Source organism: Staphylococcus simulans, assembly GCF_003043455.1.
GTDB classification, from domain to species: domain Bacteria; phylum Bacillota; class Bacilli; order Staphylococcales; family Staphylococcaceae; genus Staphylococcus; species Staphylococcus simulans_A.
The window spans coordinates 1-10956 of record NZ_PZGG01000070.1 but is presented as its reverse complement, the minus strand read 5'-3'; the positions used below and the strand labels follow the sequence as shown (position 1 = coordinate 10956).

The 10956-nt window shown below is 34.7% G+C and carries 14 protein-coding genes; 7 read left to right on the top strand and 7 right to left on the bottom strand.

All coding sequences use genetic code 11. From position 1 onward, the window contains the following. The 3 genes from BU038_RS10620 to BU038_RS10610 form a co-directional block, all read right to left on the bottom strand. On the bottom strand, nt 1–300 hold a 300-nt coding region (locus BU038_RS10620; RefSeq protein ID WP_107606025.1), incomplete at its 3' end, for a hypothetical protein. 119 nt (nt 301–419) lie between these two features. After that, entirely contained in the window at nt 420–1376 is a 957-nt protein-coding gene (locus BU038_RS10615) for an LCP family protein (RefSeq protein ID WP_199219712.1), read from the bottom strand. Between the two features lie 64 nt (nt 1377–1440). Further along, complete coding sequence (locus BU038_RS10610) at nt 1441–2250, bottom strand: inositol monophosphatase family protein (protein ID WP_107606024.1); 810 nt, start codon at nt 2248–2250, stop codon at nt 1441–1443. Nucleotides 2251–2647: 397 nt separating this feature from the next. Here BU038_RS10610 and BU038_RS10605 point away from each other — a divergent pair, with 397 nt between their 5' ends. After that, nucleotides 2648–3334 (top strand): helix-turn-helix transcriptional regulator, encoded by a 687-nt coding sequence (locus BU038_RS10605; protein ID WP_107606023.1) that lies wholly within the window; start codon nt 2648–2650, stop codon nt 3332–3334. Nucleotides 3335–3361: 27 nt separating this feature from the next. On the opposite strand, the gene BU038_RS10600 is transcribed toward BU038_RS10605, so the two are convergent. Beyond that, nucleotides 3362–4078, bottom strand: a complete 717-nt coding sequence (locus BU038_RS10600; protein ID WP_107606022.1) for a CPBP family intramembrane glutamic endopeptidase — start codon at nt 4076–4078, stop codon at nt 3362–3364. A gap of 100 nt (nt 4079–4178) precedes the next feature. Between BU038_RS10600 and BU038_RS10595 the strand changes: the two genes are divergently transcribed. Both BU038_RS10595 and BU038_RS10590 read left to right on the top strand, forming a co-directional pair. Continuing rightward, the gene (locus BU038_RS10595; RefSeq protein ID WP_107606021.1) at nt 4179–4523 is read left to right on the top strand and encodes a hypothetical protein; all 345 of its coding nucleotides are present in this window, start codon (nt 4179–4181) and stop codon (nt 4521–4523) included. Between the two features lie 296 nt (nt 4524–4819). Further along, nucleotides 4820–5692, top strand: a complete 873-nt coding sequence (locus tag BU038_RS10590; RefSeq protein ID WP_107606020.1) for a MurR/RpiR family transcriptional regulator — start codon at nt 4820–4822, stop codon at nt 5690–5692. A 45-nt stretch (nt 5693–5737) separates the two neighbouring features. On the opposite strand, the gene BU038_RS10585 is transcribed toward BU038_RS10590, so the two are convergent. After that, nucleotides 5738–7129, bottom strand: a complete 1392-nt coding sequence (locus BU038_RS10585; RefSeq protein ID WP_107606019.1) for an amino acid permease — start codon at nt 7127–7129, stop codon at nt 5738–5740. Between the two features lie 655 nt (nt 7130–7784). Here BU038_RS10585 and BU038_RS10580 point away from each other — a divergent pair. From BU038_RS10580 to BU038_RS10570, 3 genes are all read left to right on the top strand, one after another. Continuing rightward, entirely contained in the window at nt 7785–8627 is an 843-nt protein-coding gene (locus BU038_RS10580; RefSeq protein WP_107606018.1) for a formate/nitrite transporter family protein, read from the top strand. 68 nt (nt 8628–8695) lie between these two features. Continuing rightward, complete coding sequence (locus tag BU038_RS10575) at nt 8696–9049, top strand: hypothetical protein (protein WP_107606017.1); 354 nt, start codon at nt 8696–8698, stop codon at nt 9047–9049. Continuing rightward, the gene (locus BU038_RS10570; protein WP_107606016.1) at nt 9046–9228 is read left to right on the top strand and encodes a hypothetical protein; all 183 of its coding nucleotides are present in this window, start codon (nt 9046–9048) and stop codon (nt 9226–9228) included. Before BU038_RS10575 ends, BU038_RS10570 begins: the two co-directional genes overlap by 4 nt. A gap of 125 nt (nt 9229–9353) precedes the next feature. On the opposite strand, the gene BU038_RS12685 is transcribed toward BU038_RS10570, so the two are convergent. Next, on the bottom strand, nt 9354–9536 hold the full coding sequence (locus BU038_RS12685) for a hypothetical protein (RefSeq protein ID WP_107606015.1): 183 nt from the start codon (nt 9534–9536) through the stop codon (nt 9354–9356). Between the two features lie 16 nt (nt 9537–9552). Next, nucleotides 9553–10185 carry an HAD-IA family hydrolase gene (locus BU038_RS10560; protein ID WP_107606014.1) on the bottom strand — a complete coding sequence of 211 codons (633 nt, stop codon included), beginning with the start codon at nt 10183–10185 and terminating at the stop codon, nt 9553–9555. 203 nt (nt 10186–10388) lie between these two features. Here BU038_RS10560 and BU038_RS10555 point away from each other — a divergent pair, with 203 nt between their 5' ends. Continuing rightward, nucleotides 10389–10925: a hypothetical protein gene (locus BU038_RS10555; protein WP_107606013.1), complete on the top strand. Its 537-nt coding sequence runs from the start codon at nt 10389–10391 to the stop codon at nt 10923–10925. Nucleotides 10926–10956 lie beyond the last annotated feature (31 nt).

The following is a 10956-nucleotide window of genomic DNA, read 5'->3' as shown; positions in this document are numbered from 1 at the left end:
CTTATCGTGTAATCTACCTAATACTTCTTGTTTAATCACATTGATAGCTTCATCAAATTTTTGTTCATTATGATTTGCATCTGCATGCGCGATTAAAGAATTAACTAAATCAGCATCATTATATTCGCTGACTTTCAATTTGAATTGATCAATTCCAACTTCTACAGTGTTGCCATTTGGTTGGAATTCATTGATACCATAATAATTATCTGCACCTAAGCCGCCTTCATCAACCATTTCAGATACATCTTGTACTTCTTGTTCGTCTACTTTATTTTGATCTTTATTATTATTTGTCATAAAAAATTCCCCCTCCGTTTGTTATTACCCCAAATCACGTATTTTATTTATATACAATTTTTAATTTTAGAGTAAAAAAATACCAAGACAAAGTGTTCAACTCTGTCTTGGCTATTCTTTTATAACTCTAAATTTTGTCTTAACGCATTTGAAACATTATTCAATGAACTTTCATCAGGTACAAAGTAATAAACGCCATCACTTTGAATACCGCCGCCACCTTGTAATTCTAAACGGTTCATATTCTCATTTGCTTTTTGATATTTAGAACGGACTGTATTTAATTCACCAAGAGATAAGTCAGTCGTCACATTCTCTTTGATTTGATCCGTCACACCATTAAAGTTTGTCAGTGATTTCACACTTGTTAATTCGTTCGCAATACCACGTAATACTAATTGTTGACGCTCTTGACGACCGAAGTCACCGCCTGCGCCTTCTTCTTTACGTGAACGAATAAATGCTAAAGCTTTATCGCCATCTAGATGTGTTTTCTCACCTTTGACGAAACTATAACCACTGTAACTGAATGTCGCATTACTGATAACATCCACGCCGCCGATTTCATCAACCATACCTTTGATGCCATCCATATCAACTGTCGCATAATGATCAATCGGTACATCTAACAATTTCTCTAATGATTTGACAGCCATATCCGGGCCACCATATGCATAAGCATGGTTAATTTTCTCTACTGAGTCATGTCCGACAATTTCAGCTTGTGTATCACGTGGGATACTGACAATTTCAGTTGTTTTTTTATCTGGATTGATAGATAACATCATGATTGAGTCAGAGCGCTGTCCATCGCCTTCACTTTGACGTTTCGCATTACTGTCCACACCAAATAACGCAATCGTGAATGGATCACCTTTGTTTAAATCTACTTTTTCTTTTCTTAATTCTGATTTGTCTCTGTCTAATGGATTATGTATTTTTCCACCGACCGCAAAAATTTTCACTGCTAAATAAATCGCCGCAACGAGTGCGAGAATTACTAAAATTCCAAATGCCCATAATAATATTTTAGGAACGAGTCCCATTCTACGACCAGGTTTATCTGTTCTCTTCACCCAACCACTCCTCATCTTTCATTTCAATCTATTATATTATAGTTGATTTTATCTAACATGGTGCTTAAGTCTTAGTAACTTTATTAACTTGATAACCGCCTTTTTGATTTAATATTTCTAGAACCGCTTCATGACATCCTTTATTACTAATAATAAACGGTCCGCCTATCGCAAAATCAATCGGTTCATTATCAAGATTCGTCATTTTCAAATCAAGCTCTCGGGCAAACAAAAACTGAGCAGAAATATCCCAAGGTTTCGCATTCGTGTTAATATGTGCTCCGAATTGACCTTTCATCACACGTAAAGAATCTAATCCGCAAGCACCGATTAATCGATAACTGAAAGCTGCTGCTTTTAAATCAGCTTGTGTATGGTCATTTAAGACATATGGGTTATACGATAGAATCGCTTCACCAATTTCTAAAGGTGCAACTTTAGGCATGCGCACCTCATTTTCAAATGCCCCTTCATCTCTAATGGCTTTATAAAGGGTATGATGCGGATAATCATAAATATATGCAAGCATCGGCTGGCCTTCTGAGAAATAGCTTAAAATAATACAGTAATCTGTTTTTTGTTTCACTAAATTCGCAGTCCCGTCAATCGGATCCATCACCCAAACATCACCATGTTTTGCATCTACTAAATCATTATTCTTTTCTTCAGCAAAAAGCTCATGGCTTGGATAATGTTCTTTTAAAAATGCATCAAATTGATCTTGAATCATTTGATCCACATTCGTTACTAAATCAAACTGATTCGATTTCGTTTCTGTATGCATATCCGCAATCAGTTTAGGAATAATATCATCTAATCCTTTCAACCAGTGTCTGATTGCTTGGTCTAATTGAAGCAATTGATTACGATTCAAATTACACACCTCATTCTTTATTTTCATATGTATGATTTCATTCTAGCATGGAACACATGCGAACTGTTAACGTCTTTATAAACAATAAAAAACCGACTAGCTTAACTAGTCGGCATAGAAAGGAAAGTAAGTAATAATATTGAAGATGTTAATTAACTAGTGATTCGCACGTTCTAATAAATCACACGACATGATTTATCATTACCCCTTTGTTCACTAAGTGCTATCTCCTAGTTACTAATGATAGTTTAGCACATAATTTTATAAAATGTAAGCGTTTACTTGAAATTTTTTCGACTTTTTTTAATTTTTTCTACAAGTACATTACCTAAAAATATCAAATATAAAGAGATATGATATAATGATTGTAATATGTAATATATCGGAGGTGGCTTAATTGAATAAAATAGAACGTCAAAATAAACTTGTTCACGCAATTGAAACAAACCATCAACTCACTGCAGCACAACTTGCAAAAACACTTAAAGTTTCAAAACGTACGATATTAAGAGATATCCAAGATCTTGAAAAACAAGGCGTCCAAATTATCGCAAAACAAGGCATGCTCGGCGGATACCAGATTCAGAGCCATCCCGTACCGATTCAACTTGAATTAAATGAAGCACAGATGTTGGCTTTATTTATGACATTAAATGAAAGTCAATCATATTCTCGTTTACCTTATAAAAAAGAAATCGCTCAAATTATCAAGAAATGTCTTAATCAACCCGCAACCCATATCAGACGTCTGTTAAAGCGCATGGATCGTTATATTAAATTTGAATCTAATCCAAATGAGACGATACCGCAAATCTTTTCAGACTTATTGATTTATTGCGCAGAACGTAATGTGATGTTGGTCGAATATGAACTGGATTATGAGACCTTTACAGAAAATGTAATCTTTATCGGATTGATTTGTCGCAAAGCTGAATGGCGTGTTGTCATCTTTGATATCGGACATGGTCACACGAAAGAAATACCGATTCAAACGATTCAAGATATTTCTTACTCATTCCATAAAACATTAAAGACACATGACATTACTATCTATAACTATCAACAATTTTTAAAATCCAACTAAGGGACACCCCTCAGTTGGATTTTTTTATTACATAGAGAAAATTGTGATTAAGAAAGAAATCAAATTATTAGCGATGTGAATCGCAATGGTAGCTGCAGTATTTTTACCTGATTTGAAATATACATAGACAATGACAATTGCCATAATTAAGTAGGCGCCGATTTCAAATGGAGATTCGGCTCCTGTGACATGTATCAATGCAAAGCCGATAACTGAAATAATCGCCATGACGATATAATTCAACTTCTTGCCTAACTCCCCAATCAAAATGGTACGGAAGAATAACTCTTCAACGACTGGCCCTATAATCACGACAAAGATAAACGTAAACGGTAAAAATGCTGGATTACGGAACAACAATTCTAATTCCTGTTCATTTTGTGTTTCTGTATATTGTAAGTTTTCTGGAAGGAACGTGATTAAGTGATTGTAGAGCGTTTCTCCTCCCATTGCGATCAGCAGCATAATCAGCAAGAACAACCAATGTTTCTTAACATAATGCCACCCTGATGATAATTTCATAGGCATTTCACTATAGTGAAAATAATAGTAGATGATTAAAATCGCGATATATGTATTGATTTGACCTATTGCTGATATAGGAATCAATGTTTCAAATGTCATCGGTACATTAAAATTAGCTGTTATTAACGTTTCTAAAAAAGTAAATAGAAAGATTAAAACAAAACCAATCGGAATTAACGTTAAATCTCTCCACGCTGGCTTATTATTTTTGAACTCCATAAGATGCTCCTCTATACAAAATTTAACTTCTCATGCATTTATCTTAAGTTATCGGCTTTCAAATCACAAATTTAATTTATCTTATAAGGAACGAATCATCATGACAAAACAAGTAATAGAAACAAATATTTACACGCAACTTATACATTTAATGACTTTAAGCGACACGTTTCACCACTATACAACTTTAAACAAACAAAAGCCTGATGAACTGATAGCACATGAAATCACACTGTGTATACAAACTAATTACCATAAAGCACAAATCTTAGTTGAAACTTACCCTTCCTTTATCACACAACGCTACTGCGACTTATTAGCACAACTGATTTTGCGACCGTTAGTTATCATTGATACCGGCAATGCAAACGCTATTATTAAAGCCTGGCAAAAACCGATTCAAGATTTGTTGCTGTACTTAACTTCCCCCTCATTTATTGACTAATTTATTAATATTTTAATTTAATCGTTTAAACCTTTAAGGTTTAGGTATGATAATACTAGTGAGAAACGATTTTAAATTCTCAATTGTGTTACCTGTCATCCTATAGTACACTAGAAACCATTATAAAGATGAGCTGATAATTGGGAGACTGTTGGTTTATCTGGATTTTGCTTTAATAGGCGTACAACCAATAATCAAAGTAAACTATAGCAATTAAGGGTTCTGTTTACTGCTATCTATGATTTACAAAACAAATGAAAAAGCAGCTTTGTTTTTTCATAGAGCAGGTGATTATGATGACAAACATACTATTTAAACTGGAAACAAAATATAATGTTTTAACTAAAAGCGAGAAAAAAATCGCTGACTTTATTTTAAAACGGCCACAAAAAGTCATTGGTATGACGACTTTAGATTTAGCGAATAGTACTAACACAAGTCCATCCTCTGTGGTCCGCTTCGGATACAAAGTAACAGATGGCGGCTTTCAAGAGTTGAAAACAGAAGTATCAAAGTATCTTTCAAAACGTACCAAACCCCAACCTATCGAATTACAACCGAATGAGTCGATTGATTCTATTAAACGTAAAATGTTGTCACGCAGCACACAAACATTATGTAAGGTTTCAGATGAAGTCGATGAACAAAAGATTGAACAAGTCTGTATCAGGTTGAAACGATCACGCACTATCTTTTTATTTGGTTTTGGCGCATCTTATATTTCCGCAATGGATTTAACACAGAAACTGGCTAAAGTAGGTTTAAATGCGCAATGTGTTGAAAGTGTACATGCGTTAATCAGTCTAATTGCGACGCATGATGCGCGTGATACGTTATTCTTAATTTCTAATAGCGGTGAACATAATGAACTCGAAGCCATCGCACGTGTTGCTTCGGACTATCATTTGTGCCTGATTACCTTAATGGGTACTCATCATAATCCGATGACACGTTATAGCGATATTGATTTGATTTATAGTGAATCAGAAGAAAATGAGTTTCGCATGGCAGCTACGACTTCTTTAACGGCTCAGCTCTTTACGATTAATGTATTGTATTACCGCTATTTATCTATGGACTTTTCAAATGCATTGGATACCGTGACACAATCTAAAATGGCTTTAAATAACTATAAGAAACATCTTTCTAAAATTAAATTTGAACATTAAAAAAGAGTTGAGCGCATGCCCAACTCTTTTTCATTTTGCCTTATATTATTCTAAATGCTGATCTTTATATGGTAATTTGTCGTATCCTCTGATGAAGTAGAATGCTGTCATGAAACCTAAGAATAAGAATCCGATAACAACAGATACTACTGTTTCTTTGTTAAGCAACATACCGATTAATACAATGATTAAGAAGATGATTGTCGCAAAACTTGCTGGTGCGCCGCCTGGCATTTTGAATGGATGTCCTTGGACTTCTTCAGGGTGAAGGCGTCTGAAGCGGATATGACTGATTAAAATCATAAACCAAGGAATCATACCAGGTAAGATAGATGCACTATAAACATATACGAAAATACTGTCTGCTCCTTTAATGAATAAAGGTAAGATTACGTTTAAGATAACACCGATAAAGATACCGATTGAAATCGCAAGTACTGTGTATACAGGTACACCATTTTTCATAACTTTCAAGAAGAACTTAGGTAATTGTTTATGTTGCGCTAATGTATAAATCATACGGCTCGCACTGAAGATACCTGAGTTACATCCTGACATAGCGGCTGTTAATACTACGAAGTTGATTAAACCAGCTGCAATTGTAATACCGACTTTCGCGAATGTTGCTACGAATGGACTTCCGATTGTACCAAGTTGATCCCAAGGATAAACTGTTACAATAACGAAAATTGCTCCGATATAGAAGATTAAAATACGCCAGATAACACCGTTAACTGCTTTTTTAATATTCTTTTGAGGATTTTTAGTTTCCCCTGCTGTAATACCGATTAATTCTACACCTTGGTATGAACCTACAACGATTGATAAAGCAAAGAAGAATCCAAGCCAACCGTTAGGAAGGAAACCGCCGTGTGACCATAAGTTTGATAAACCAATCGCATTGCCGCCGTTACCAAGTCCGAAGAAAATCAAACCGAAACCAGCAATAATCATTAATACAATAGTGACAATTTTAATCATCGCAAACCAGAATTCAAATTCACCGAACGCTTTAACTGATACTAAGTTCGCTGAAGCTAATAATACAATAACGATAACACCAGGAATCCAATCCGGAAGTTCCGGGAACCAATATCTCATGTATTCTCCGACTGCGATAACTTCACTCATACCAACTACAACCCACTGGAATATGTTACTCCAGGCTGTTAAATATCCTGCTACTGGATGAATATAATCACTTGCAAAGTTCGCAAATGAACCTGTAGTAGGATGTAAGTAAACCATTTCTCCCATTGCACGCATTACTAAAAATAAAAATAGTCCAACAATTAAATAAGCAAAAATAACAGATGGTCCTGTCCATTTAATTGTACTAGTCGCACCCATAAATAAACCAACGCCGATAGTACCCCCGAGTGCGATCATTTGAATCTGTCTAGAACTTAATCCCCTGTGTAATTGAGTTTCTTCCATTAGAAAATACCCCTTCTCTTTCATGATTTCCAGGCTTTATTACAAGTCATCGATAGGCGCCCCATTTTCTCTTTCTAATTCAGCGTCCCAAATTACTAAAATTTGAAAGATTGCGAAAAATTATACAATGTTTCTTTTTGCTATCGATTTGTAACTTTTCAAGCCCATTGAGGCTATTATACTATAAAATTTCTAGATGAAAACATAAAAATTACACTTTTATGTATGCGCTTTCACTTATTTTTTCCTAAAATACAACAAAAGCAGTCATCGCGCATTTTAATGCATTTCGCACTCAAATAAAATATTGTATTTCCAAAACATACACAATGAACAGTGTCCATTTAGTAAATACATTTTATTTGAACATTATAGCACGGAGTTTTATAAATGTGCAATGTACTTTTGATAATTTTCTGATTCTTTGTCGCGTATATATAGACAACTGTCTTTTTGACACAATCACTACTTTATATATAAATATAGTATTTTCATAATTTTTCACGAGACGGTCAAATTTATGAAAAAAGTTCATGTGAAAGTATTCACAAAATCTATAAATGCGATTATACTATATGCATTACAGAAATTGAGATAACCCTCTCAGCCTGAATTAATATTAAACATTTTGCTAGAGCGAGGAGTTTTTTTAGGAATGAACAGTGAAAAATATATCCGTTGGGATAATGTATTCTATGGACGTAAATGGGTTAAAGAAGTAGTTAAAACAATCCAAACTAAAGACGTCTTACAAGCGACTTATTTTAAGCGCTATTTATTACGTGCCATGATGGCCGGTTTCATCATCAGTATTATTGCAGTTTTTGTATTAGCGATTAAAGCTGGCTTTGTGCAAGAAGTACACACAGGAGAAATCAACACAGGTATTATCAACATCGTCGGATCAGTTGCCTTCAGCTTTGCCTTAGTACTGATTCTCTTTACCAATTCTGAACTCCTGACAAGTAACTTTATGTATTTCACAGTAGGCTTGTATTATAAAGTTATTTCACCATGGCGTGCTTTCCAAATCTTTATGTTATGTTTCATCGGTAATATGTTAGGTGCCCTAGCCTTCTTTATTATCTTACGTTTCAGTGATGTCGTTACACCTGAAATGATGAAACAATTAGAAGTTTTACTTCATCACAAAACGATGACAGCTGACTTTACTCAAATATTAGCTAAAGCAATTTTTGCCAACTTCTTTATCAATATCTCATTAGTTATTGCGATGCAAATTGAAGATATCCTAGCAAAAATGTTTGTAATGATGTTTGGGGTTGCTATCTTCGCATTCATGGGTTACGAACACGTTGTTTATAATGCTTGTCTATTTATCGGCGGCGCAATTTACCAATCAGATGTGTTACACTTCTGGCCAGCTATCCTTAATATAGTTGCCGCATTTATCGGTAACTATATCGGCGGTGGATTAATCATTGGTCTGTTCTATGCATACTTGAACGACCACAAACAATTTAAAAACGAACTTTAATGTGCATACGACGCACCAGTATACTATGTTATAATTTGAGTGAACTGAATTGAAAGGAGACGTCAACATTGTCTAAACAATTAGTTTCACGCGGACTATTATATACATTTATATTTGGTGCGTTATTCTTTTTCTTAAACCGATCAGCCAGTCAAGAGACGCTGACACATACGCTAATCATGTCAGTAATTGCTGCTGTGGTATTCGGTGTATGTTATGTTGCTTTGTTTAGCGCATTGACTTCTCCAGCTAAAAAGATGAAAGTCGGGATTGTTTTACCTATTACGGTCATTCTCGGTATCATCATCGGTCATTTTACAAATCATATGAAACTTGGAGTTGGCCTTGGCTTAGTACTCGGTATAGCCATTGCCTTTCTTTGGGATTTTCTATCAAAAGATCATAAAGGAGAATCAGAGTGAAGCTTACCTTAATTATTATTATCATAGTACTCCTTATCATCAACCTCGTACCAAACTATCTCATGTATAAACGTTTGAAAGCACAAGGTGAACAAGCGAACCGTCGTGCATTAATGATTGGCGTAGACGCAATTTTATTAGTTTTAGTTATCGTCGGTCTTGTTTATATGATGAAATAAACAAAGCAGAGGGTTCAAAAGCCATAAACTTTTGAACCCTCTGCTTTTATTATGATTTTAAATGCAATGACATTTTTCACAGAAAGTTTGTATTTCTTTTTTATCTCACAAATTGTCAATAAATGCTATAACTGACCTTTCAATACAAACTGATAAACAAAGTAAGCAGATATTAAATAAATCATTGAACCTATCATAAATGCGCGAAATCTGACATTCATCGGTACCCTTTTATTAAAAATTGGTACGAGTATCAAGTTTCCAATTCCAATAATCATTGGTCCAGCTAAAAAGAATAAAATCAACATGCGCTCACCTGCTCACTTAAAAATATTGTTTCATAATCGTTTCAGCATCTAAATTCATACCTTCTAAATTTAAATCGCTGAAATCCATTTGTTCAGTCATTTGATTTGTGTTCACGATTACTCCAAGGCCTGCACGTTCAGCTGCAGTAGCCCCATTCACTGAATCTTCAATAGCTAAACAGCTTATCAGATTCAGATTCAATTGTTGAACCGCAGTTAAATACAAATCTGGTTCTGGTTTGACTGCTTCAACATCTTCTCTTCCGACAATCACTGGCACGCGTTCAGTTAATCCTAGCGCTTGAAGTGCAGGTTGAATCGCTACGCGGCTGCTGCTCGTCGCAATCGCAAAAGGAATATGTTTAGCTTCTAAATTTTCCATCAATCGATTGATATTTTCTATCATCGGCAGTTGCCGGCTCTGTTGATGGTGATCATCATACAATGCGCTTGTTGCTTCTTCTCCTATTTGAGATTCTATATATTGATGCAGACCTTTAGCTGCACCACCAATGGATTGTCGATAAAAATCAACTGAGATCGGCTCTTTTTGATGTGCTGTCAAATGTTGGTTAATCACATCAAATAAATGTTGTTCCGTATCAATAATCGTACCGTCAAAATCAAATACGACTGCTCTATATCGCACGATATATTCACTCTCTTTCTTTCCTAAATATTACATTCATTATATTGAAAAAATGACAAAATTAACAATTATCTTCATTTCGTCCAAAAGTCCTAGTGAAAAAGTTTTTAAAGCGTGATACAATTTACAATGAATTTGAACAACACGCAATCCATCCATCTTATGCCACTCAAATACAAACTATACTTCTGGAGGAATTGTCTATGTTTATAGATAAATATGACACTTTTATTATTAATTTAGGGCATCTATCAACATGGCTTAAGCGAAGACAATTATTAAAATTATGCAGACAGCTTCAAAGCAGTCATGCTGTTCAAGCAGAATTTACTCGAATTAAACAGCAACCTGTTTTAAAAGTCCGTATTCCAAAATGCAACTTGCCTTACTTCATCAGTTTCTTAAGTTATCACAACTACCCTATCTACCAGATTTTACCTTTAGCAGACAAAGACTTCGTCTATCAATTTGCGCCGAATATTCAAGCTTCTATGCATTTCAAACTTAAAATTGACGGTTTACAAGATATGTTTGTCAAAGATAAAATTATTGATATTATGCAGTTTCTTAAACATCAAGAAGACATTAAGTATGTTCTCACAACGTACCACATTGATATTTCATGTACACCGCACGTATTATCTAAATTGATTCATGCGCTTGCGACACAAAATATTGATGTATTAGGTGCAAACTACAGACCACGTATCGCTCAGCATAAATATTCTACAATCTCATAATAAAGTGTACTGTCCTGACATTACATGATTG

Excerpts from the sequence above, each read along its gene's own strand:
- BU038_RS10600 (WP_107606022.1), bottom strand. The coding sequence starts at position 4,078 with ATGGAGTTCAAAAATAATAAGCCAGCGTGGAGAGATTTAACGTTAATT.
- BU038_RS10595 (WP_107606021.1), top strand. The coding sequence starts at position 4,179 with ATGACAAAACAAGTAATAGAAACAAATATTTACACGCAACTTATACAT.
- BU038_RS10590 (WP_107606020.1), top strand. The coding sequence starts at position 4,820 with ATGACAAACATACTATTTAAACTGGAAACAAAATATAATGTTTTAACT.
- BU038_RS10585 (WP_107606019.1), bottom strand. The coding sequence starts at position 7,129 with ATGGAAGAAACTCAATTACACAGGGGATTAAGTTCTAGACAGATTCAA.
- BU038_RS10580 (WP_107606018.1), top strand. The coding sequence starts at position 7,785 with ATGAACAGTGAAAAATATATCCGTTGGGATAATGTATTCTATGGACGT.
- BU038_RS12685 (WP_107606015.1), bottom strand. The coding sequence starts at position 9,536 with ATGTTGATTTTATTCTTTTTAGCTGGACCAATGATTATTGGAATTGGA.
- BU038_RS10555 (WP_107606013.1), top strand. The coding sequence starts at position 10,389 with ATGTTTATAGATAAATATGACACTTTTATTATTAATTTAGGGCATCTA.